Origin of the sequence: Neobacillus niacini (genome assembly GCF_023715785.1) — a bacterium.
Classification (GTDB): Bacteria; Bacillota; Bacilli; order Bacillales; family Cytobacillaceae; genus Neobacillus; species Neobacillus niacini_E.
Window position 1 is genome coordinate 352,492 of the sequence record NZ_JAMBOX010000003.1, and the last position, 20,065, is coordinate 372,556.

Here is a 20,065-nt window from a genome sequence, read left to right on the forward strand (position 1 = left end):
TAAAGGTAGTTTTGAACCTCATAAAGTCATACATAAGCGCAGCTTTTCTGCCTTTATCAGTGTGTCTGTTTCGTCTGTGGTAGAGGCAATCCATGAATTCGAAATCGCATTGACAAGGATGGACCCCGGCTTTTAGACAAAGGTCATGGCGGCGGCAGCAATCGTCTACATCATTAATTGGGGCTCCCGGCCCGCTACAGCCCGGCCCTCACCAGCGGTAGCCGGGAAAAATGCAAAGGCCAAAGGGCTTTATTCTTCCGCCAGATTCCATGATTAACACCTCCCTGCTCATTTTTTAAGTATTTATACTACTAAAATATGTACAGGCTTAGAAAGTGCAATGGAGGATAGACTATTTTTGGAAAGGAATGTTTGTTTCGTCAAAAAACCGCCTGTCATTTTTCCAGGCGGTTCTGCTTTTATATCAAATAATACTTACTAAATTTCGTCCCTTTTCCTTCGACCGGTAAAGTCCTTTATCGACCCTGTTTAAGATTGTATCCATGCTGTCCCCTTGGTGATAGCCAGTAACACCAAAACTGCAGGTAATTCTTCCGGAACCGACGAAGTCATGGGCGGCGATGATTTTTCGATAATACTCTGCCAACCCGATGGCTTCATGGCTTATCGTATCCGTAATAACGATAAATTCCTCGCCTCCCCAACGGCCAAACAGGTCGCCCGGAGCAAGGTTATCCTTAATAATTCCAGCTAATTCGATTAACACCGAATCCCCTATCTTATGGCCATAGCGGTCATTGATGCATTTAAAATAATCAATGTCGAAAAAAATAATCGAAAACGACTTGTCCGTTTGTTTGGACTCCCTCAGCTTTATTTCAAGCCAAGCGTCAATCTGATGGCGATTTGCAATTCCGGTCAGCGAATCGAGATAGGCATGTTTCTTTACTAATTCCACTTCTGTAAATGCCCTAAATAAATATTGAGTGAAATATAGAACAATAATATAAACCAAATTTGCAAAATAAAATTGGGAAAGGGAATCAACTGACTTCGATGGCAGCTGACCGATAAACAGGATCCCGTTGATAAAAGTACAAGCAAAGATAAAACTGGAAAAATAAATTCCCCGTTTTGGACCTAAGGTAAAAAAGATAAACGTTAAATACAACGGGGTCCAGATAATGAAATCCCCCAAGTCTCCGCCGCCGGATTTAACCATATCATTGTAGATGACATCGAATACGGTGGAAACATGAAAAAAACTGATCAAAATTAGGTTGGAATACTCACTAAAACGAACAAAACGATTTTTGTACAATAGAACCCAACTGAACAGAAACCAGATGAAAAGAGTGCTATTCACAATAGCATCAAATTTGTCTTCCACGAACAAATTTTGCAGTATCGTGTTCAACGTTAACGCGAAAAGAATAAACGGCACAACCCATAGATAGATGCTACGTTTTAATTCGGATAATGATTTTCCTGTTTTTTCCATAATTTTCTCTCCCAACTAATCTTGATCGATTAGTCCCGCCTGATTGATCAAAAACGGCAGCTGGCTGGAAATTTGCCCTATCGATTTCCTGCAGGTTAATGAAGAAATTTCTTTATTCTATATGTATGTATACTTATGCTGTTATTGGAGTATACTTTCATTTTAACAGAAAACTGGAATTTTTAATATAACATTTAATACAATCCATCAGGTCAAATTACCTACAAAAAAACACATAAAACAAAAGGTGCCTGACACCATTAGGTAGTCAAGCACCTTTTTTATTTTAGTAATATTGGTATTAGGCAGTAACATCTCTTAGCATAACTGAAACTGAGGTTTTATGCTGCAAGTTTTTCTGACTTTTCATCAAGGCTGTGGCCTTCCCATTTGGAGATGACGATGGCTGCCAATGAGTTGCCAACAATGTTGACGCAAGTCCTTGCCATGTCCAAAATTCGGTCAATACCGGCGATGAAGGCCAAGCCTTCTGCTGGGATGCCGACACTTCCCAATGTGGCAAGCAGGACGACAAACGAAACACCAGGAACTCCAGCGATTCCTTTTGACGTAACCATTAATACTAGAACCAAGGTAATTTGCTGGCCAATCCCCATATCGATGCCATACATCTGCGCAATAAACAAGGCGGCAATGGCTTGATATAAGGTAGAGCCGTCAAGGTTAAAGGAATAACCAGTTGGAATGACAAACGATGTAATCGCTTTTGGACAACCAATTTTCTCCATTTTTTCCATTATTTTTGGCAATACTGTTTCCGAACTTGCAGTAGAATAACCTAATAAAAGCTCATCCTTCAAGTACTTTAACAGCTTGAAAATATTATAGCCGGCAATTTTAGCCGTGATCCCAAGGATAACAACAATAAAGAATATCATCGATCCATAAACGACAATGACCAATTTTCCTAATGGGATTAGCGAAGATAAACCAAACTTCGAAACCGTTACACCGATTAACGCGAAAACTCCTAATGGTGCAACTTTCATAATCTGGTTCGTTACGTAGAACATCGCATCTGCCGTCCCCCGGAAGAAATTCAAGAGCGGTGTTCCCTTTTCACCAATTGCAGCAATTCCAAGTCCAAACATAACCGAGAAGAAAATGATTGCCAACATATCGCCATTAGCCAATGATTGGATGATATTAGTTGGAACAATATTGACAAACGTATCCACCAACGAGTGGCTTTGCGTTGTTTCTGCAGTTTCTACATAAGAATGAATATCTGTTTTGGTTAGCTGAGAGCGGTCAATGCCGCTTCCTGGATGAAACAGATTTCCGAATAATAAACCGACAATGATTGCTATTGTGGTGATGATTTCAAAATACAGAAGCGTCTTGCCGCCAAGTTTTCCGAGCGATTTCATATCACCCACGCCGGCGACACCGACAATGATACTCGAAACAACAATAGGCACGACAATCATTTTAATGAGGCGAATAAAGATGGTTCCAATCGGCTGGAGAAATTCAGCTACTTGAGGATTCCCGTAGAATACAGCACCAACGGCAATACCCAATGCTAAACCGATGAAGATTTGCCAAGCTAAACTGATTCTTTTCATTTACATCTCTCCTTTAACTATGAGGTAAAATCTCTTATTATACTGCCTATTAGGCTAATACATACAATAAATATAACATTTACACTTTTTTAATATAATTTTTATCGTGGTAAATTTCAATGGTAAAAAAACACCAAATCATAATTTAGTACCAGTGAATGTATTATTTTTGAAAAAATAAAAGAACTCCTGTATGGAGTTCCGAATTTTGTTTATGCAAGCTGCCGCTTGATTTTTAAGCATTCTTGATAGAATTTCTCTGGTTCTTCAAAGTTCAATAAATGGGCGGAGTGCTCAAACCAGACAAATTCCTTATGCGGACATTCCAGTAAATCAAAATATTTTTTTGCTACCTGTGAAGGAGTCTGATAATCCTGTCGGCCGGCAAAAATATAAACCGGCACATCCAGTTTTGTGACATTTGCAAAAAGATCCACCGTCAGGACTTCCGGCCACAACGCTTCCAGGCACTGCTTCCCTGCTTTCATGTATGTAAACCAGTCCTTTAACGTATATTCAGTGGCAAACAGCATATTGGAATAAATGAGTTGATAGTCGTTGATCCCAATATACGACCCGCCAAGCTTCGTCAGCCATTTCCGCTGTACTTCCAAGTAATTCATGTAGTTAGAAGTGTCTTTGACATTATGCAATTGTTTAATAGCTTTTTGATTTTTCGACTCAGTTGCTTTGTTTAACGTGAATTCATAGGACACCTTTTCCCCTTCCTGCATCTTGACAACCTGGCCAATACCAATGTAACAGAAGATATACTGCGGATATTTTTGGGCAGTTAAGGTACCGAGTACCGTCCCCCATGAATGCCCAACCAGAATTAGCTTGGATTTATTAAACCGCTTTAGCAGGTATTGAATGAGCTCGATCGTATCGTTGAGGTGAGTTTCTATGGTTAGTTCTTCTTTTTGGGTAGCTGGCGAATAGGTAATTCCTGCACCCCGTTGGTCCCAGTTCACGACGACAAAATCCTTTTCCAAGTCGCGTTGAAATTTTGGGGCAAAGCCGATTTGTGCCGTTCCCGGTCCGCCATGCAGAAACAGCATAAGCGGGTTGTCAACATTTTCGCCACGGATTAGTACCCATTGCTTGATTCCGCCAATCGTCACTTCTTCTAGCGTGGCGACCGACTCATAATTACTTTGAATTTTTTTTGTTTTCCTTGTGAGCATTTTGCATCACTCCAAATAGTGGGAAATTTTACAATCCTTATTATACTGACAAAAGATTACTTTTAATAGAAAAATTTAGGAAAAAAGTAGAGGTTATGGTAAATTTATTTAAGAAAGATTTTAAGATTGGAAGTGAGCCAGTTTGTTAGAGAAATTCTCCATTTATATGACATCGTTACAGCAAGAAAGAATAGTACGAGTATATGTGCCAGAAAATTATCATAATGAGACAAAACGTTACCCCGTTTTGTATATGCATGATGGGCAAAATGTTTTCGAGGATGAAGGCTCGATTGGCGGCACTTCCCTTGGATTGAAGGATTATTTGGATAAAACCGGGCTCGAGATTATTGTCGTTGGGATTGACCAAAATTCCGTTGGTGATGGGCGCGTGAATGATTATTGCCCTTGGCCGCATGGCAAATTAAGTGAGGAGATTTTGGGCTATTTAAGTCCTTCTGGCGGAAACGGTGAGGCTTATTTGGATTTTATTGTCGACGAATTAAAGCCGTTCATTGACCGAAAATATCGCACCATTGAAACTGAAACGGCGATGGCCGGCATCTCATTAGGCGCCCTTATCACCACTTATGCCGCCTGCCGCTACCCGCATATATTTCGAAAAATTGCTGTCTTATCTACGGCTTACTATCGAAATCAGGAAGCGATTGAGGCATTTATTGAAGAGTCCGACCTTGACGGCATTGAAAAGTTTTATATGGATATAGGGACGAAGGAAGTTCCGGAGGATTTGGCAGCAAGCCTGCTTTTTATGGAGTTATCTAGGAAGGTATATGGGCTATTGAGCAGCAAAATTGATGGGATACGTTTTGCGGAAATTATAGATGCGGAGCATCATTACCGGTTTTTCCGAGAGAGAATACCGGGGATTTTGAGTTACCTTTTTGATGATGTGGATTCGAGAAAATGAACCCGTTTTTGTGGTATAATATAAGGAAATGGGTTCAAACCTCATCCAAAGGGGTGCTCTATCATTCAAAATCGTATTGTTAAATTCATTTTTATTATATTCGGATTTATTTCCTTAGGCTTAGGCGTCCTTGGGATTATTCTGCCTCTATTACCCACAACGCCATTGTTGCTTTTAGCATCGTTCTGCTTCGTAAAAGGGTCCGAAAGGTTTGAACGCTGGTTTAAAGGGACGGGTATCTATAAACGGCATCTGGAAAACTTCGTAAGGGAACGATCCATGACGCTCAAACAAAAATTGACGATCTTATTGTTTGCGGATGCTATGATTGCGATTGCCTTCATCATGGTTGACAGTTTCCTAGTTAGAATCATCCTGCTGCTAATCGTCGCTTATAAGTATTACTATTTCTTCACCAAAATCAAAACCATTCCAGCTATTAATACAGATACAGGAAAAAGACAGGAATCATAAGGTTCCTGTCTTTTTATAATTTAACATTCGATTTTAACTTCCCTGATTTAGAAAAAGAATTAATACAACCGCTTCGTATAACTTTCTTCAAGACCCTTTTGAATGGTATCAACGGTGGAGTTAGGAAGTTTGGCATGTTCAAACAGAATCTTAGCAGCGGAAGGCAAAGCCTCCTTTGCAGGCCAGGAACCAGTATCCCATAAGCTTGACCGCTTCAACGCTTTCGCGCAATGAACGAAACATTCCTCCACTTCTACACCAATTCCCAAGAGAGGTATTTTACCTTTAACCGCCATTTTTTCAAGCAGTTCCACATCTTTTATTATCGCCGCCTTGCCGTTTATTCGAAGCGTCTCCTTTAATCCTGGGATGAAAAAAAGTAGACCTATTTTAGGATTTGATAATATATTACGCAATGAATCTAGTCTTTTATTGCCTGGCCTCTCGGGAATCACGACTTGTTTTTCGTTTAAAACATAGACAAATCCCGGCATGTCTCCCCGGGGTGATACATCACAATAGCCATGTTCATCGGCTGTGGCCAACACCAAAAATGGCGATTTCGCAATAAACTCGGCACAATGGCTATCAATATATGAAATTACTTTCTTAGAAGCCAGCTCACTTGGAAAGCCAATAATCGAACGCAGTTCCTCGTCGGTTTCCACTTTATTTTTAAAGTAATCCAAATAATTCCTCTCCCCTGATTGGTTTATTTTGTATTTTATCACAGTTTTTTGATTTTTTTAAAAATAGACTCATTGAAATGAAACTCACAATCTAAAGCGATGGTCTAATGAAGAAAGGGGGTGCGCAGCTGAATTGAAGAAGTTATTACTCATCTTGTTCCTTTCCACTTATGGTTAGCCGGGTGCACGACACATAAAGAGCCAGGAATTGAAGGCTATGTCGTCAAAAAGGTGGATGGACGGATTCTCGTAGTGGCCTCTACCCCAAAGGATTTCAGTTCTACGGGAGGATTGTCGGAATTCTATAATGCGATTTGGTTTTCCAATGCGCCGGGGAAGGTAAAGGTTGGCAATAAGGTTCAGGTTTGGTTCGATGTGGCGGCGGAATTATAAAGCTCGCCCTGCAGCATTTTTTCTTTTTCAGTTTTCATCTCTTATCACTTGTCAGCTCTTGTTTGTAGTTCGTTCACCGTCACAAATTTATAGCCTTTTTCCGTTAAAACCTCTAATATTCCTTCTACCGCTTTCAGTTCTTCGGCAGCAGTCCCGACATACCATGGGTGCAATAGGATAATCGAACCTGGCTCAATATTGTCCTTGATATACTTAACTTTGTCGGACGATGATGCATAATAAGTATCTGGCTCAAGGTTCATAGTAATCGTGTCGCGATGATGTTTTTTTAAGTAATACGGTAATCCCACCAGCTTTTTGCTATTCGGAGGCCGAAAATCAATCTCCCCTTGATATCCTGCTGAACGAATTAACTCATCTGTATTTTCAATTTCCTTTTTTATGAAGGAAGGGGATTTAAAAATCATCCGCTTATGGGAATACGTATGATTTCCAATCTGATGCCCTGCCTCAATTAATTTCTCTGCTTCCCCTGGAGAGTCCTCAATCTCGCTTCCGATTAAAAAAAACGTAGCTTTGGCATTGTATTTTTCCAAAAGTGGCAGGAGTTCCGGAACATTTTCAGTTGGCCCGTCATCAAACGTTAATGCGACCACCTTCTCTTCCGTCCCCACCTGGTGGGTTAATCCTCCAAAAAACTGATATGTTCGAGAGTTCATTAGTTTATAAGTTCCAAATAACAATAGAAAGACCAATAAAATGGCTGTTCCAATCAGGATTATTTTCTTTTTCATCATCCATATCCTTTCATTAAAAGATACAAGCTATTATAACAAAAAAAGGAGTGTAAAACCGCTGTGGTTCCGCACTCCTTTTTTCCTAAAACGGCTTGGTTATCATAAGCGTAATGATAATGATAAAAATAAAATTTTCGAGATGTTCATATTTAAAAAGCTCCCTTGATAAACGCCAATATTCTTCCGGGATTTCCTCGCCTTGGTGGGATGCCAGCATTTCCTTAATCGGTCTTGATCTCGGTGACAGCATGACAGGCCCAATCGCCAACGCAGCCAAAAACAGGACAAGACTTAAATCATACCAGCCCATCCGGAACAGGCTTGGATTCATAACTCCCATCAGCAATCCTGTGACAAGCAGCATGATCCCGCCTATCATCACATAAATATGAAGTTTATGACGAATGGCATAAGAATGGCGTAATTCCGTCATTGTTTTTCCTGATTTGACGACAGTCGTTAGAATAAAACCCGGCCCCATCCCGATAATAGCAGAAAAAATATGTAAAATAACTAGAATTTTGTAGAAAGTTATCATTTTGAGGCAGCCTCCAATCACTCTAACAGCCTTAATTTTAACATAAACTTGTTTTTTAATATAAAAAGCTTTGATACGTATTCTTGAGATTTTTACAGTTTGTCCTCACACTTTTATCGTACAAGCATATTTTAGTAAATATAAGCGAAAGGGGGGAAATGCATGGCCAAAGATTCTATGGATGAGAAAGTGGCTGGTGTCAGTGACCATAATCTTTACGACGGCAGACGTATCGTGATTAATGCTGACACTGTAATTATTCGTGCCAACCGTGTCATCGTTGAAGAGGAAAAAAGACGTCGTACAGATGACAGACATCGTACAGATGGTCGTCGTCGTACAGATGACAGACGTCATCATAATCGCCGCGATGACTGGGATGACAGAAGAAGAGGGTTTTCGTGGATTTAGCGGCTTGATGGGACAAGCCACAATAAGTAAAAACCGGCATAGCTCTTTAAGGGGCTAGCCGGTTTTTTAATCCTATTCATCATTAGGATTGATGATGGCCAACACTTGATGGTCTTCCCATTTCCCATTAATCCTGACATTTTTAATGGCGATGCCTTCCTTGTGAAAGCCTGCTTTTTCGAGGACTCTAATGGAGCCGATATTGTGCGGCATAACGCCGGCCTCAATCCGATGAAGGTTCAATTCGTCAAACGCATATTGTACAACAAGCTGAGCCGCCTCTGTTGTATATCCTTTGCCATTGTGCTGCTGATCTAAAAAATAACCAATGAACGCACTTTGCAGGGAGCCGCGAAGAACTTGAAACAGATTGATGGTTCCAATTAGTTTGTCATCTTCTTTTTTAAAAATCCCAAATTGATACGATTCATCCCCTTGCCAATCCTTTTGAAAGCTTTTGATTCTTTCCTGTTGTGCTCCAAGTGTATAGAAATCCTCGTTTCGTTCATAGGAAAACTTTTCGAAAAATTTACGGTTCTCCTGCTGCAACCCGAGCAGTGCGGCAGCATCCTCTTTTGTAAATGGCCGTACATAAATGTTTTTTCCTGTTAACATTTTCTTCCCGCCTTATTTAATACATTTTGTACATTCCGTGGGATTTTGGGTAGGTGTATTGGAAATCAAATTTCTCATAAAGCTTATTTGCCGGTTCGTCAGCGATCAAACTGACATAGGAGCCGGGGAACGTATTTTTATCAAGGTAATCCATGATTTCCTGCATGATGACCTTGCCGAGTCCCCGGCCTTGGTGACTCGGTTTTACAACAATATCCACGACATGAAATACCGTGCCGCCGTCACCGACGACTCGGCCCATCCCAATCAGCGTGTTTGCCTCGTAGATGGAGACGGCAAATAATGAGTTTGAAAGACCAATTTCGGCGGCTTCCAGTGACTTTCTGCTGAGCCCGCCTTCAACCCTTAGCTCATTGTATGCTGAAGGGGCTGGTGGCTGGTAAATAATTTTCATAGAAATCTCCTTTATTTCAAGTGCAATACCATATGCTCATCATCGTAATAAATGCCATTAATTTTCAAGGCTCTTTCCTCATATCCGTATACTTTAAAGCCCAGTTTGGTATAAAGTTTTTTCGCCTTTTCATTTCCAGCCGTTACGGTAAGATTGAGTTTTTCAATTTCATCGATGGTTTTTGCTTTATTGATAGCTGCTGCTAATAAAGCCTCCCCAGTGCCCGTACCTCGTTTGCCAGGCGTGACATACATAGCGAAAATGTTGGCGCGATGGCGGATTTTATATGGTGTTTCTTGTAGCAGTGTAACGACCCCAATCAGCTTATTTTCGTCAAAGGCGCCGAAGGTAAAGCTCCCGTCGGTTTCGAAGTTCCGCGCTGTCTGTTCGACGGGATTTTCTCGTTTGATGGCGTCTTCATAACTGGTGAGGAACGCTTCCGGGTTCTGTTGCAATGCCTCAAGCCTAAGAGCCCAATATTGTTCGGCATCTGCTGAATTTAATAGTCTAATTTCCAAGTTATTCTCCCCGCCTTCAAAAATTAGTTAAATAACCGCTTAACCTCTTTTTCCAATTCCTCGACTAACGGAAACGATCCGGATGAACGTAAACTTGCTGCCAAGCTCGTATAATACCATCTCTGATCGTTCTTGCCCCGGTTAAAGCGGTCCCAGACAGCCTCACCGTTTTTCGCGTAATCATCGATGATCGAGCGGATATTATGGAGCTTGTCTGCACAGGCGACAGCACAAATGTCTTCCGAGGCAGTTTTCAAGAATTCAATGGTATGTTCTTTGCGGTCTTCCCAGGAAAGCGTCTTTTCCGGCTCCGAACAGCCGGCAACGATTTCTGCAATCACCTGGCCAAATTCGCGCCGAATGTCCCCGATCGTTAGGTCTGTATCTTCCACTGTATCATGGAGGATTCCGGCCGCCACCACCTCATCCCGGTAACCCGCCTTCAATAATAGCATGCCAACAGCAACCGGGTGCGTTATATACGGGATATCCGTCCCTTTTCTGAACTGATGCTGATGGGCTCTGCCCGCAATCTGAAGTGCTTTTTCAATTACATCCATTGAAACCCCCTCCTTTTTATAAAAATAATTCTACCACTATTTTCCTCCCTGAAGCCATTAAAAAGGAGCCTGCACGAATACAAGCTCCCCTCCTAAATTAGGCTCCTTCCGTTTTTTTCATAACAGTCGAGCCTTTTACTAACGGAACCAAGAAAAGGACACCAACAAGGAATAGCAATGCTGATCCTTCATACATGGCAACAAGCGAAAAAGTCTGCTTCAACCAGCCGCTCGCGGTCATGGTAATGACCATCGTCCCCATAAACACCGGGTTTAAAATTCCATTCACACGGCCGATAAAAGCCGCATCCGTATTTTTCAAGATCATCGTATTGATTCCGATATGGATACATGGCATGAATAAACCAGTAACAAATTGCACTCCTAATGTCAGCCAGAACCATTCGGATAGGCCCAGCATGATAAAACCAATGACATTCGCAGCCATTCCAATAGCGAGTAGGATTTGAGGCGGCGTTTTCTTCGCCAGACCGACCGTCAGACCGCCACCCAAAATCATTCCTGCACCAAAAGCGGCCATCAGCCATTGTAGATTTTCCTTCGGTAACCCCAGCTTTTCAGTGACGAGGAAAACCGCTAACGGCTGCGTTAATCCCAATGCCAGTCCGGCAGCAGCAAAGCAGCCGCCAAGGAGCGTCAATGCCCGGCTGTTTAGCACATACTTGAACCCTGCTTTCATTTCCTGGACAACGGTTGTGTTTTCTTCCTTTTCCTCTACCACATGATCGGGCGGAAGCAGGAATAATATGGCAGCGGAAAGCAAAAAGGCCACGCCCATAATCGCAATCGCGACATCGATTCCGTATCGCTGGTAAACAAAAGTACCAAGAACGGGACCGAGAATCATAAACAACGCGAACATGGTCTGGTAAATCGACATCCCCATTTGGATGAGTTCTTCCCTTACATGGGTTTTAAACAACTTCATTCCGGACGGCTGAGAAAATTGGGATAAAATCGAAGACACAAGTGTCGCGAAGAAAATCGCCTTCCAGCTGCCAAAGACAAGGGCCAGCAGGACGACAAAGATCGAAACGGCACTGAGGAAATCACACCAAATCATCGTCCGTTTAGGCCGCCAACGGTCTGCAAATGTCCCGCCAATGAAAGAAAACAAGAAAATCGGGGCAAACTCGGCAACTGAAATCAGCGAAACCGCGACCGGGTCTCCATTCGTCTTTTCGACAACAAAAAGCAAAATTGAATAGTTTCTAACCCAAACCCCGATTTGCAGGAAAAACGTCGACAGTAGAATCGTTTGAATGACTCGATTTCGAAATAACGCCCCTATCGTCATTTCAGAATTTGTTTGTTCCATAAAAAACCTCCTGATCCACTCTGGATAGGAGGCAAAACAGGCACCAAAAGGCAAAGTACACTAGGTACTTTTGCCCTCCATTTATAAAAAAGCCCGCACTAATCCTATCCAGAAAAATGTTCGTTTATTTACGAATGGTTTCTAAAAATAGGACTAGTTCATCATTGGCTTTAAGTCCACCCTTTCGCAATTTCGTATTACCATATTACTTGATTTGTTTATAAGTTTCAAGAAAATACAATTATTGGAAAGGGAAATTTTAATAGGAGGATTTTCCTAACTAAAAATAGCCTAGTCCTGTAAATTTTTTTCAAACATGACCATATCCAATGCCCGAATACCATATTCATAAATCGGCTCCGGATATTTTTTGAAAAAGTCTTTTTTAATTTCGCTTATGCGGAAGCCTGCTTTTTGATAAAAAGCCAAGTTGGCAATACTGGAATTGGCAGTTCCCACTATCATTTTTTGCATACCTTGAGCTCGGTAAATTTCAAAGGCCTCTTGTAAGATTGTTTTTCCCAGACCCATTCCTCGGAAATTTTGGGCCAATGCCATATTCTTGACCTCTACCACTTGCCCGGGCTGAAAGGTAAATAGGACCACCCCTGCCGTTTCTCCATCAAAAAGGACCGAGAACATCTCCCCGTCATTGATGTACCCCTTAACGATTTCCTCACTTTCATCCGCTAATAGCAGCCATTCCATATACAATTTTCGTTTATCTTGTTCTACTGACTTTAAAACAACTTTTTTCACAGCATACACTCCTATGAACCGTTTTCATATATATGGTAATATTATACAAGCAGGTGGTGATAAATATGGAACCAAAATGGCTAGAATGGGCGAAGCAACTGCAGTCGATCGCCCAGGAAGCTGTTTATCCAATGTGAAATTATTGGTGGACAAGCTACCGAAGGAATAGAGACAAGCGGTGTTCAATTCTTTGCGGAACACGAACTGCCGCCGCTATCACCCTCTCGCATTACGAAGGACCAAATCGGGATTGCGTTGATTAATTAAAAGGGTATGGCGCAGGCGACCATACCTTTTAATTCGCAGGCAAAAATTTAAGAAAATTTTCTAAGAGTAACCGTTCGATTTTTTTCAACTCAAGACAAGGCTGGTTACCAATTGGATAGGGGTAAATGGTTCGTTTGCAAAGGGGGCAAATTCCCTGCTCCTTAAAGGTATGGATAATATTGAGCGGCATCGGCGGGTTTGTTCTGGCAATCATGAAATTATATAAGTTTCCCTTTACGGTGAAGTATATTTCTAAGCCACTATAACCGCTTGTCTCTCTTACCTTAATCTTTTCCAGTGTTAGATCTTTTACCTTTACTTCTGTCATCTTAACCACTGCTTTCCTAATTTTCTCGCCTTAATCATACCACAATCATAATTTATTGAAAAAATCACCTGTTTTGGTGGGATTAATAAAAATTCACGCAGATAAATTTCTCCACAATCAATATATACTTGGGTCAATTCGATCAACTCCAATTTCCAGATACCAATAAATTCTCGTTCTATAAAGAAACTCCTTTTTTTAAAAAGAAAGGATATGAATACTCGCCAAGCGCGATTGGAAACCTAAAGCTGTAGTCAAGAATGCATGATAAACGGGGTGTGGTTATGGCAGATAGTCTGGAACCAACGGATTACGAAACAGGGTCCGCAATTCGTACGTTTAACATTATTGATTCAACCGTTGGACCCGAAGGATACGAAGTTCTGTTGGATATTGATTTGGATAGCGGTTTTGACTTGGAGAGCGTAAAAATGAAAATCTCTCACGAGGACATGGAAGCTTACGAAACAAAGGATATTCATGAAGCGGTGAAGTACGCGTTGGGATTTTTCGATACTTGGCAATGATTACGTATAAATGTAGAGCTAACTAAGGAAGCAGCAATGTGAAAAAAGGTGATAAGAAAATCCCGGCCGATGAATTTAATAATCCTGCAACCCAAAGTCCGGCGGAAAAGACGCTAAAAAATAAGGCGAACATAAAAGATACCACAAGAGGATGGGAAGATGACCGCCTGTAAAGCGGCGGTCTTTCCTAAATTAGCTTGGACGATGTATATTTATCGACATATTCATCAAACAGTTTTGTGCTGCTAAACTTAATAAGTTAAAATGAAATCCTTGCGCCGGTAGACGCTTAAAACAACCCCTATCAAGATTGCATTCACCAGTGTTGGCATTAAACCGTAGCTGATAAACGGCAAAGATATTGAAATGATAGGAAAAACCCCGAACGATGTCGCAAGATGGGTTGCCAACTGGACAATATACAGTGCCAGTGCTCCAATGAGCAGCAGTTTTCCGTATGAATCTTTTATTTTGAAAGAAACGGCCACCATTCGCACGGCCAGTAACGTAAGGATTAGCACTAGCACGATAGCGAACATCCAGCCATAGTGGTAAACAAAACTGACAAAAACAAAATCCGTATGGGCTTCAGGGATAAACTCTTTGCTGCCTGCATTCCCGAACCATCTTGCCTTAGTCAGTATCTCATGCATCCGACTGTAAAGATATCCAGTACCGTTAGGATCATTGTCAGGATGAAAAAAAGCAAGCAGCCTTGTTTTTTGATAACTCTTTAGAATATTCCAGAAACTAAAGAGCAGCACCGCCATGCCCCCAGCCATCGCTGTCCAAATGGCCATAACGATTTTCCTGTTAAATTTGCTCCACCACATCATCACGAAGACCATCACTGTGTAGATATAAGTATTTACCATGCTTGGCATCGTAACAAACAGACTGAAAGGAATGGCAAATAACATGATAAACTGCCAAACCTTAAGCCTCTCGCTATTGAAAAAGGAAGCCCAAGCAAAGAACAAGAATGGAATAGCCATCGTACTTTCTATTGTTAAAATCGATGGAATTCTTAAGACTGGCGCCCCATTAATCGTCGTGGAAGTAAAAAATCTTAAAATAGTTAATATGAAGATTCCGATCAGGTAAAACAGCCAGCCTAACTTCTTCCACTTTCGATAATCAAAAAACATTAGCCCCGCGGCAGCTGCTGCACCGAGAAGGACGGTCATCAATTTGCTAACCGAAAAATATCTTTCATCTATATAGCCGAGAGAAATCAGCGGCAAGAATCCAAGGCCGAAAGCCATTACAAGCAGGCCAATCAGTATCCAGTCTACCTTGGGACGATGAAGCCTGCTCAGCTGTTCCCCCAGTTTCCCTGGACTCCCCATTTGTTGAACGGCTTTTTCCTCCGCTTGAGATTCTGTTAGTCCTTTTTCTAACCATCCCTTTTTTGCCTCTTTTATATGATAGGTTAATTCTTCTGCCACATACTTCTTAGCTTCCTTCGATTTTATATGATTAATAACCTCTGTTATAAAAACATGGCGCTTATTCATGTAGCTTCACCTCTCAAATAATTCTTTCAAAACCAGCCGTTTGTCTTTTTGGCTTCTTTCAGCCTTTTGAAGTCTTTTCAACCCTTTTTCCTTCAATCGATAATATTTAATCTCCTCTTGCCAATTTGATTGGATCCAGCCGGACTGTTCGAGCTGATGTAATTGGATGTAGAGGAATCCCTCATTGTCCTCAAATGCCCGAATTCCTCTTCCTCGAAGGAGCTTGGTCAATTCGAAGCCTGTTTTTTCCTGAACGAGTAGCTGTAGGAGAGCAAGAAGCACTTCCTCCCTTGAATGTTCTTGCTTGCCAATTCTCTCATGGATTTGCTTTTGATGCTGTTCTGTAAACCGCAGCTTGGCAAAGGTGGTTCGATTCATTGACTTTTTTAAATTCTTCAAACGGTCCTCCATCATTTTCCCTCCAATTGGTCTTTTAGAAGTTCTTTGGCACGCCTTAGCCGCGTTTTCACCGTGTTGCCACTTACGTCAGTCAACACGGCAATTTCATTAATGAGTAATTCCTCATAATAATATAAATAAATGACTTCCCGATATTTAATCGGCAGCTTCATAATTGCAGTTATTAACTCGACATCCTCTTCCTTTTGAATTACAGTCTGCTCGACCATTTCTTTTTTTGTTTCGCTGTGCAAAGGGTCTTCTCCGGTAATAATGACGTTTTTGCTGTACCAGCTTTTTAAATAGTCCTTACAGTGGTTAATAGCAATTCTCCAAAGCCATGTTCTTAATTTAGATTTACCGCTATAAGTATGTAAGCTGTTATAGCACTTCATAAAAATATCCTGTGTCAGATCTTCGGCGGCAGTCCGATTTTTAACATATGAATAAACAAGCTGGAGAATTTCCTGCCCATATCTTGACATGATTTCATCGATTAGGACTTCCTTGTTTTCCGTTTCAATCATTTGTACTGTTAGTTCTTCCAATATTAACCCTCCTAGCTAATTCTTAGACGATGTAACCATCCTGAAGGTTTTTATTTTTCCTCAAAAAAGTATACATGAGCGACGTTCCCAACCCAACATGGAACAGAAAAAAGCAGGGTTGTTCCCCTGCTTCATTAGCTATTGGCTATTTTTTGCAACTTTTTACCTCTTTTAATCGTCTAATATGTAAAAATAAGTAAATAGGGTGATTCCATGAGTATGCAAAGAAGTCCATTTGATTCAAAGCAGCAAATGGTTCAAAAAATCTATCGGGATACTTTGTATAAAAAAAGGACTAAGAAAGTTGAGCACAATGAGAAGAGAGATATTTCCCTTTTTATAGGATTTGTTATCTTTGGCTTCTTTTTATTGGCTATCTTTGAACAATTCCTTTAGCCTTGATTTGGATATTGCTTCTGTAAGAACTGGACCGACTCGATAATTAGCTGTTTTAAGATTTCAATATCGATATCCGCGATTTTATTGATGTATACACATCCTTTACCTGATGTATGTTTTCCAAATGCCTTTAATAATTCCTCGCGTTTCGTTTCACCTGGAGCAAAATACAAACTAATTTTGGCCTTTCGCGGTGAAAACCCGACAAGCGGAGCATCTCCCTCGTGACCAGAGGCATATTTATAGTGATAAGACCCGAACCCGATAATGCTTGGCCCCCACATCTTCGCTTCAAAACCGGTTGTTTCTGTAAACACCTCTACTAACTTGTACGCTTCCTCTCGTTTTTTAGGACTGTCCACATTTTCAATAAACTCAATTACACTATTGTCAGTTGGTTTTGTTTTTTGTTCGTACATTTTGGTACGCTCCTTTTGGATATATTTACGTTGCCGTTTCCTACATATTATTTCGTGAAAATGCCAAGCTAGATGTAAAAACAAAGGGGGCTTTTGAATGCGAAAGGTCATGTTTAGCCTAATGGTTACTTCCGCGCTGGTTTTTACTGAAGGTGCATTCTTGGTGGGATTGCCACCTATTTCGATTGCCCAGCAGAAACCAATTCCGCCGTATGCCAAATGGGGACAATTAGCCATGAAAAAAACCCATGAAAAATATCCCCAGGCGCAAATCGTGGATTATCTTCATGTTGGCAGAACAACCGGACCGCAATCGTCAGTTGAAAAATTCAAACTTTGGCTGAAAGATTCTCAGAGGGAATTTGGTGTATTTGTTGATATTGAATTCGAAAATACAACTGAAAAAGTCATTAGCACCAAGTTTAGGGAGTCGACAAGATAAAGTTCTCACGAATTTTTATCAAATGAAAGACCCATTTCCGCGAGGGATTTTTTGAGCAGCTCTAACGCTTTTGGCCCCATTCCATGCAATTGCATAATCTCCGCTTCCCTGACCTTAGTTAATTGTTCAAGTCGAACATACCCGGCACCCTGGAGAGCTCTTTTTGCGGGTTTAGACAGACTTTCGGGCAAATTACTTTTGGTTTCCATAAATATTGCTCCTTTTTGATGTGTTTCCGCCCTGTTAGAGAGGGATTTTCCGACGATAAAAATTTTTCCGCGCTAAAACTCATTATATCCGCGATTTGGGGTGAGATATCCGTGGAAAAACCAATATATCCGCGATATTTCAATTATATCCGCGAAAATCACCCATATTTCCGTGATGTGCCTAAACAGATATAGCCTGTTTGGGCCCGACAATTTTTAAAAATCTGTAAGTTCTCGTATTTCGTAAGTTGGCCTTATTCCCATTGCCCCTGCTCTAATTCTCCCGAAAGTACCTTACTTATTTCCTTATATCGTGGACGGTAATCCTCCGTTGCAGCTGGAAACCCAAACTCCAAAAATGCTTTTTGAAATGCATTCTCTTCCGATTTTCCAAAGTCAAACAATGTACCATCAATATCAAACAAAATGATTTCGTAATTCATGGCTGCCTCCGAAATCTAAATTTATTCCATTTTATCATTTATTTACAGTTTTAAAAGATAATATATCCTCAATTTATTTTTAAGTAATATATATGTTCAAAAAGTAAAATATATATTACAATATAAGCATATAGCATTTAAGGGCAGGTTATGAAGTTGAAAGAGTCCATTGTGAAAAACAAGGTGAAAGTGGCCCGTATTGAGAAAAACAATTTGACTCAAGGCGAACTGGCAAAGTTGGTTGGGGTAACACGACAGACAATGAATTTAATCGAAGCTAACAAATATAACCCCACTATTCGTGTTTGTTTGCTAATCAGTAAGCACCTGGAACGCCCCTTGGACGAATTGTTTTGGTTAGAAGAGTAACTTTTATAGGGAGTTGATACAAACCATGCAAGTACAGATATTAAAAGTATTGATTAGTACAATTGTGGTTTTTTCTATTGTCAGTTTATTGTCAGGCCACCTTCAGTGGGGCATTTTTGCTGGGCTTGTTGTTGGGGTTGGAAGCGCCAAATGGTTTAGATTGAAACGGCAAGAAGCCAATGATGAAATCGAATATGACGAAAGGATCAACGCTAACATCAAAGAATATTCTTTTCATACATTTTCTATTTCCAATCTACTCTTATTAGTTTACTTGATCGCCTCGGACCTAATTCTTAATGAACATTTAGTCAAGGCAAGCTACCTTGTTATTTATGTATCTATCACATTTATTGTTGCATTTTATATCGTTCCGTTATTGGCACGCCGGGGATAACCAGATTTTTAAGGAGGCATGGAGATGAATCAACCGTTTATTATTACTGCCGTCATTCTTTTTGTGTTAGCTTTTCTTATTGGGGTAAAAAAACAAACCTGGATATTGTCAGGCTTTAATCAAAAACGTGTGAAAGACCAGGATAAACTTGCAAAATTGGTCGGTGGATATAACTTGTTTATAGGAATTGCCATGTTAATCGCCGCTTTTATTGACCATCCAAATACAGAAATTTTATTTCCGATTATGATTGTGGGTTATGTGATCCTTCTTGGTTATGTAAATACTAGGATGGTCGAATAACATAAAAAGCAGGAGAATTCCTGCTCAGGCTGTCGAGAAACTTTCGACAGCCTTTATTTTATATAACTACTTTAACAATTCACCGCGTTAATTTGTTATGATGATATTAATCAAAAACTATTCGATATGTCTGTTGATTTGCGCTCCAGGCACTTCGCTTTCCGCGGGCGTGCCTGGGAGCCTCCTGATATGAACGAAACTGTCAAGGCCCCAACTCCACCCCTAGGTTTCGATCCATTTTTGACCAACTCTAAGAAGAGAAGCTATTTGTCGCTTCTTCGCTTGTTGGTTTGGTTAGATATTTAGCCGTACTGGCTAGAGTAGCTCCTTCTTTAGCTTACTGACCACTTCTCACCTCTTGGAATGGTTGTCAAGTGCTTTCCTTGACAGCCATTCCAAGAGGTGAGATACTCCGTTAAGCTAAAGTTGGAATAATCTTTACCTCTTTCATCTTTTTTTGGAATAGAAGGTAAGAACACGGCGCGAAGGCAAAAAACTCTACTGCGGTTAGCGCTCTGATATCCGTGGGTTTTCACATTTTATCTTTCCGTATAAAGGACTTATCCACTAACTCGGAACGTGCGTTAATCTGAATAGATATAGCACAGAGGAGGCACGTGGGTTTTCCTTTCCGGTTTTTTTCTTTGCCTTCGAGCCCTATTCTCATCAATCTATTTACTTTCCGATATTCTTTTGTCATAGAATCATTTTTCTTTAAGCTTTTAGTACTACCTCGTCCAATTCTTGTGTGATTGCCCAAATGAAACCCGCTAATTCTCTGGCTACTGCTGTTATGGCCTTACCACTTTCTTTTCCTCTTGATAATAATCGAAAATATTTCTTATGAAGTCGGTTTTGTG

Annotated in this window: 29 protein-coding genes and 1 pseudogene; 11 read left to right on the plus strand and 19 right to left on the minus strand. The window is 40.7% G+C overall.

Annotation, left to right across the window (positions count from 1 at the left end; all coding sequences use genetic code 11):
* Positions 1 to 424: 424 nt before the first annotated feature.
* From M3234_RS09385 to M3234_RS09395, 3 genes are all read right to left on the minus strand, one after another.
* Positions 425 to 1,462 carry a GGDEF domain-containing protein gene (locus M3234_RS09385; protein WP_262304472.1) on the minus strand — a complete coding sequence of 346 codons (1,038 nt, stop codon included), beginning with the start codon at positions 1,460 to 1,462 and terminating at the stop codon, positions 425 to 427.
* A gap of 341 nt (positions 1,463 to 1,803) precedes the next feature.
* On the minus strand, positions 1,804 to 3,051 hold the full coding sequence (locus M3234_RS09390; protein ID WP_262304473.1) for a cation:dicarboxylate symporter family transporter: 1,248 nt from the start codon (positions 3,049 to 3,051) through the stop codon (positions 1,804 to 1,806).
* A 212-nt stretch (positions 3,052 to 3,263) separates the two neighbouring features.
* Positions 3,264 to 4,238 carry an alpha/beta fold hydrolase gene (locus M3234_RS09395; RefSeq protein WP_262304474.1) on the minus strand — a complete coding sequence of 325 codons (975 nt, stop codon included), beginning with the start codon at positions 4,236 to 4,238 and terminating at the stop codon, positions 3,264 to 3,266.
* A 142-nt stretch (positions 4,239 to 4,380) separates the two neighbouring features.
* On the opposite strand from M3234_RS09395, the gene M3234_RS09400 reads away from it, so the two are divergent.
* Positions 4,381 to 5,169 (plus strand): alpha/beta hydrolase, encoded by a 789-nt coding sequence (locus M3234_RS09400; RefSeq protein WP_262304475.1) that lies wholly within the window; start codon positions 4,381 to 4,383, stop codon positions 5,167 to 5,169.
* A 93-nt stretch (positions 5,170 to 5,262) separates the two neighbouring features.
* Positions 5,263 to 5,643, plus strand: coding sequence for a YbaN family protein (locus tag M3234_RS09405; protein WP_311315635.1), 381 nt, complete (start codon positions 5,263 to 5,265; stop codon positions 5,641 to 5,643).
* Positions 5,644 to 5,702: 59 nt separating this feature from the next.
* Here the strand turns inward: M3234_RS09405 and M3234_RS09410 are convergent, their stop codons facing one another.
* On the minus strand, positions 5,703 to 6,332 hold the full coding sequence (locus M3234_RS09410) for a pyridoxamine 5'-phosphate oxidase family protein (RefSeq protein ID WP_262304476.1): 630 nt from the start codon (positions 6,330 to 6,332) through the stop codon (positions 5,703 to 5,705).
* Between the two features lie 207 nt (positions 6,333 to 6,539).
* Between M3234_RS09410 and M3234_RS09415 the strand changes: the two genes are divergently transcribed.
* Positions 6,540 to 6,725: a DUF3221 domain-containing protein gene (locus M3234_RS09415; protein ID WP_311315636.1), complete on the plus strand. Its 186-nt coding sequence runs from the start codon at positions 6,540 to 6,542 to the stop codon at positions 6,723 to 6,725.
* A gap of 44 nt (positions 6,726 to 6,769) precedes the next feature.
* Here M3234_RS09415 and M3234_RS09420 read toward each other — a convergent pair whose 3' ends face one another.
* On the minus strand, positions 6,770 to 7,480 hold the full coding sequence (locus M3234_RS09420) for a polysaccharide deacetylase family protein (RefSeq protein ID WP_262304477.1): 711 nt from the start codon (positions 7,478 to 7,480) through the stop codon (positions 6,770 to 6,772).
* Positions 7,481 to 7,565: 85 nt separating this feature from the next.
* Positions 7,566 to 8,021, minus strand: a complete 456-nt coding sequence (locus tag M3234_RS09425) for a DUF2269 domain-containing protein (RefSeq protein ID WP_262304478.1) — start codon at positions 8,019 to 8,021, stop codon at positions 7,566 to 7,568.
* A gap of 162 nt (positions 8,022 to 8,183) precedes the next feature.
* Between M3234_RS09425 and M3234_RS09430 the strand changes: the two genes are divergently transcribed.
* Complete coding sequence (locus M3234_RS09430; protein ID WP_262304479.1) at positions 8,184 to 8,432, plus strand: hypothetical protein; 249 nt, start codon at positions 8,184 to 8,186, stop codon at positions 8,430 to 8,432.
* A gap of 72 nt (positions 8,433 to 8,504) precedes the next feature.
* Here the strand turns inward: M3234_RS09430 and M3234_RS09435 are convergent, their stop codons facing one another.
* From M3234_RS09435 to M3234_RS09460, 6 genes are all read right to left on the minus strand, one after another.
* Entirely contained in the window at positions 8,505 to 9,047 is a 543-nt protein-coding gene (locus tag M3234_RS09435) for a GNAT family N-acetyltransferase (protein WP_262304480.1), read from the minus strand.
* A 16-nt stretch (positions 9,048 to 9,063) separates the two neighbouring features.
* Complete coding sequence (locus tag M3234_RS09440) at positions 9,064 to 9,462, minus strand: GNAT family N-acetyltransferase (protein WP_262304481.1); 399 nt, start codon at positions 9,460 to 9,462, stop codon at positions 9,064 to 9,066.
* A gap of 11 nt (positions 9,463 to 9,473) precedes the next feature.
* Entirely contained in the window at positions 9,474 to 9,980 is a 507-nt protein-coding gene (locus tag M3234_RS09445; protein ID WP_262304482.1) for a GNAT family N-acetyltransferase, read from the minus strand.
* A 23-nt stretch (positions 9,981 to 10,003) separates the two neighbouring features.
* On the minus strand, positions 10,004 to 10,540 hold the full coding sequence (locus tag M3234_RS09450) for an HD domain-containing protein (protein WP_262304483.1): 537 nt from the start codon (positions 10,538 to 10,540) through the stop codon (positions 10,004 to 10,006).
* 97 nt (positions 10,541 to 10,637) lie between these two features.
* Positions 10,638 to 11,879, minus strand: a complete 1,242-nt coding sequence (locus M3234_RS09455) for an MFS transporter (RefSeq protein ID WP_262304484.1) — start codon at positions 11,877 to 11,879, stop codon at positions 10,638 to 10,640.
* A 291-nt stretch (positions 11,880 to 12,170) separates the two neighbouring features.
* Positions 12,171 to 12,638 carry a GNAT family N-acetyltransferase gene (locus M3234_RS09460; RefSeq protein WP_262304485.1) on the minus strand — a complete coding sequence of 156 codons (468 nt, stop codon included), beginning with the start codon at positions 12,636 to 12,638 and terminating at the stop codon, positions 12,171 to 12,173.
* 117 nt (positions 12,639 to 12,755) lie between these two features.
* Here M3234_RS09460 and M3234_RS09465 point away from each other — a divergent pair.
* Positions 12,756 to 12,905 (plus strand): annotated as a pseudogene (locus M3234_RS09465) (ADP-ribose pyrophosphatase); the annotation flags it as partial.
* A gap of 28 nt (positions 12,906 to 12,933) precedes the next feature.
* Here the strand turns inward: M3234_RS09465 and M3234_RS09470 are convergent.
* Complete coding sequence (locus M3234_RS09470; RefSeq protein ID WP_262304486.1) at positions 12,934 to 13,233, minus strand: hypothetical protein; 300 nt, start codon at positions 13,231 to 13,233, stop codon at positions 12,934 to 12,936.
* Between the two features lie 284 nt (positions 13,234 to 13,517).
* On the opposite strand from M3234_RS09470, the gene M3234_RS09475 reads away from it, so the two are divergent.
* Positions 13,518 to 13,760, plus strand: coding sequence for a hypothetical protein (locus tag M3234_RS09475; RefSeq protein ID WP_262304487.1), 243 nt, complete (start codon positions 13,518 to 13,520; stop codon positions 13,758 to 13,760).
* A gap of 38 nt (positions 13,761 to 13,798) precedes the next feature.
* Positions 13,799 to 13,933 carry a hypothetical protein gene (locus tag M3234_RS29240; RefSeq protein ID WP_285858342.1) on the plus strand — a complete coding sequence of 45 codons (135 nt, stop codon included), beginning with the start codon at positions 13,799 to 13,801 and terminating at the stop codon, positions 13,931 to 13,933.
* Between the two features lie 78 nt (positions 13,934 to 14,011).
* Here M3234_RS29240 and M3234_RS09480 read toward each other — a convergent pair whose 3' ends face one another.
* The 4 genes from M3234_RS09480 to M3234_RS09495 form a co-directional block, all read right to left on the minus strand.
* A complete protein-coding gene (locus M3234_RS09480; RefSeq protein ID WP_262304488.1) occupies positions 14,012 to 15,277 on the minus strand; it encodes an FtsW/RodA/SpoVE family cell cycle protein in 1,266 nt (421 codons plus the stop codon).
* Between the two features lie 6 nt (positions 15,278 to 15,283).
* Positions 15,284 to 15,688, minus strand: coding sequence for a PadR family transcriptional regulator (locus M3234_RS09485; RefSeq protein ID WP_262304511.1), 405 nt, complete (start codon positions 15,686 to 15,688; stop codon positions 15,284 to 15,286).
* Positions 15,688 to 16,224 carry a sigma-70 family RNA polymerase sigma factor gene (locus M3234_RS09490; RefSeq protein WP_262304489.1) on the minus strand — a complete coding sequence of 179 codons (537 nt, stop codon included), beginning with the start codon at positions 16,222 to 16,224 and terminating at the stop codon, positions 15,688 to 15,690. Before M3234_RS09490 ends, M3234_RS09485 begins: the two co-directional genes overlap by 1 nt.
* A gap of 392 nt (positions 16,225 to 16,616) precedes the next feature.
* On the minus strand, positions 16,617 to 17,042 hold the full coding sequence (locus M3234_RS09495; protein ID WP_262304490.1) for a DUF1801 domain-containing protein: 426 nt from the start codon (positions 17,040 to 17,042) through the stop codon (positions 16,617 to 16,619).
* 97 nt (positions 17,043 to 17,139) lie between these two features.
* Here M3234_RS09495 and M3234_RS09500 point away from each other — a divergent pair, with 97 nt between their 5' ends.
* On the plus strand, positions 17,140 to 17,484 hold the full coding sequence (locus tag M3234_RS09500; protein WP_262304491.1) for a YqzG/YhdC family protein: 345 nt from the start codon (positions 17,140 to 17,142) through the stop codon (positions 17,482 to 17,484).
* Positions 17,485 to 17,489: 5 nt separating this feature from the next.
* Here M3234_RS09500 and M3234_RS09505 read toward each other — a convergent pair whose 3' ends face one another.
* Entirely contained in the window at positions 17,490 to 17,693 is a 204-nt protein-coding gene (locus M3234_RS09505) for a helix-hairpin-helix domain-containing protein (protein WP_262304492.1), read from the minus strand.
* Positions 17,694 to 17,947: 254 nt separating this feature from the next.
* Positions 17,948 to 18,136 carry a YjjG family noncanonical pyrimidine nucleotidase gene (locus tag M3234_RS09510; RefSeq protein ID WP_262304493.1) on the minus strand — a complete coding sequence of 63 codons (189 nt, stop codon included), beginning with the start codon at positions 18,134 to 18,136 and terminating at the stop codon, positions 17,948 to 17,950.
* A 150-nt stretch (positions 18,137 to 18,286) separates the two neighbouring features.
* On the opposite strand from M3234_RS09510, the gene M3234_RS09515 reads away from it, so the two are divergent.
* The 3 genes from M3234_RS09515 to M3234_RS09525 are packed head-to-tail and all read left to right on the plus strand — an operon-like array spanning position 18,287 to position 19,205.
* On the plus strand, positions 18,287 to 18,505 hold the full coding sequence (locus M3234_RS09515; protein ID WP_172799163.1) for a helix-turn-helix transcriptional regulator: 219 nt from the start codon (positions 18,287 to 18,289) through the stop codon (positions 18,503 to 18,505).
* A gap of 25 nt (positions 18,506 to 18,530) precedes the next feature.
* Positions 18,531 to 18,902 carry a hypothetical protein gene (locus M3234_RS09520; RefSeq protein WP_262304494.1) on the plus strand — a complete coding sequence of 124 codons (372 nt, stop codon included), beginning with the start codon at positions 18,531 to 18,533 and terminating at the stop codon, positions 18,900 to 18,902.
* Between the two features lie 24 nt (positions 18,903 to 18,926).
* Positions 18,927 to 19,205, plus strand: coding sequence for a DUF3784 domain-containing protein (locus M3234_RS09525; RefSeq protein ID WP_262304495.1), 279 nt, complete (start codon positions 18,927 to 18,929; stop codon positions 19,203 to 19,205).
* The last annotated feature ends 860 nt before the right edge of the window (positions 19,206 to 20,065 follow it).

Excerpts from the sequence above, each read along its gene's own strand:
- M3234_RS09450 (WP_262304483.1), bottom strand. The coding sequence starts at position 10,540 with ATGGATGTAATTGAAAAAGCACTTCAGATTGCGGGCAGAGCCCATCAG.
- M3234_RS09510 (WP_262304493.1), bottom strand. The coding sequence starts at position 18,136 with ATGAATTACGAAATCATTTTGTTTGATATTGATGGTACATTGTTTGAC.
- M3234_RS09495 (WP_262304490.1), bottom strand. The coding sequence starts at position 17,042 with ATGTACGAACAAAAAACAAAACCAACTGACAATAGTGTAATTGAGTTT.
- M3234_RS09475 (WP_262304487.1), top strand. The coding sequence starts at position 13,518 with ATGGCAGATAGTCTGGAACCAACGGATTACGAAACAGGGTCCGCAATT.
- M3234_RS09515 (WP_172799163.1), top strand. The coding sequence starts at position 18,287 with ATGAAGTTGAAAGAGTCCATTGTGAAAAACAAGGTGAAAGTGGCCCGT.
- M3234_RS09390 (WP_262304473.1), bottom strand. The coding sequence starts at position 3,051 with ATGAAAAGAATCAGTTTAGCTTGGCAAATCTTCATCGGTTTAGCATTG.
- M3234_RS09385 (WP_262304472.1), bottom strand. The coding sequence starts at position 1,462 with ATGGAAAAAACAGGAAAATCATTATCCGAATTAAAACGTAGCATCTAT.
- M3234_RS09420 (WP_262304477.1), bottom strand. The coding sequence starts at position 7,480 with ATGAAAAAGAAAATAATCCTGATTGGAACAGCCATTTTATTGGTCTTT.
- M3234_RS09525 (WP_262304495.1), top strand. The coding sequence starts at position 18,927 with ATGAATCAACCGTTTATTATTACTGCCGTCATTCTTTTTGTGTTAGCT.
- M3234_RS09505 (WP_262304492.1), bottom strand. The coding sequence starts at position 17,693 with ATGGAAACCAAAAGTAATTTGCCCGAAAGTCTGTCTAAACCCGCAAAA.
- M3234_RS09500 (WP_262304491.1), top strand. The coding sequence starts at position 17,140 with ATGCGAAAGGTCATGTTTAGCCTAATGGTTACTTCCGCGCTGGTTTTT.
- M3234_RS09455 (WP_262304484.1), bottom strand. The coding sequence starts at position 11,879 with ATGGAACAAACAAATTCTGAAATGACGATAGGGGCGTTATTTCGAAAT.
- M3234_RS09485 (WP_262304511.1), bottom strand. The coding sequence starts at position 15,688 with ATGGAGGACCGTTTGAAGAATTTAAAAAAGTCAATGAATCGAACCACC.
- M3234_RS09435 (WP_262304480.1), bottom strand. The coding sequence starts at position 9,047 with ATGTTAACAGGAAAAAACATTTATGTACGGCCATTTACAAAAGAGGAT.
- M3234_RS09425 (WP_262304478.1), bottom strand. The coding sequence starts at position 8,021 with ATGATAACTTTCTACAAAATTCTAGTTATTTTACATATTTTTTCTGCT.
- M3234_RS09440 (WP_262304481.1), bottom strand. The coding sequence starts at position 9,462 with ATGAAAATTATTTACCAGCCACCAGCCCCTTCAGCATACAATGAGCTA.
- M3234_RS09520 (WP_262304494.1), top strand. The coding sequence starts at position 18,531 with ATGCAAGTACAGATATTAAAAGTATTGATTAGTACAATTGTGGTTTTT.
- M3234_RS09480 (WP_262304488.1), bottom strand. The coding sequence starts at position 15,277 with ATGAATAAGCGCCATGTTTTTATAACAGAGGTTATTAATCATATAAAA.
- M3234_RS09470 (WP_262304486.1), bottom strand. The coding sequence starts at position 13,233 with ATGACAGAAGTAAAGGTAAAAGATCTAACACTGGAAAAGATTAAGGTA.
- M3234_RS09430 (WP_262304479.1), top strand. The coding sequence starts at position 8,184 with ATGGCCAAAGATTCTATGGATGAGAAAGTGGCTGGTGTCAGTGACCAT.
- M3234_RS09395 (WP_262304474.1), bottom strand. The coding sequence starts at position 4,238 with ATGCTCACAAGGAAAACAAAAAAAATTCAAAGTAATTATGAGTCGGTC.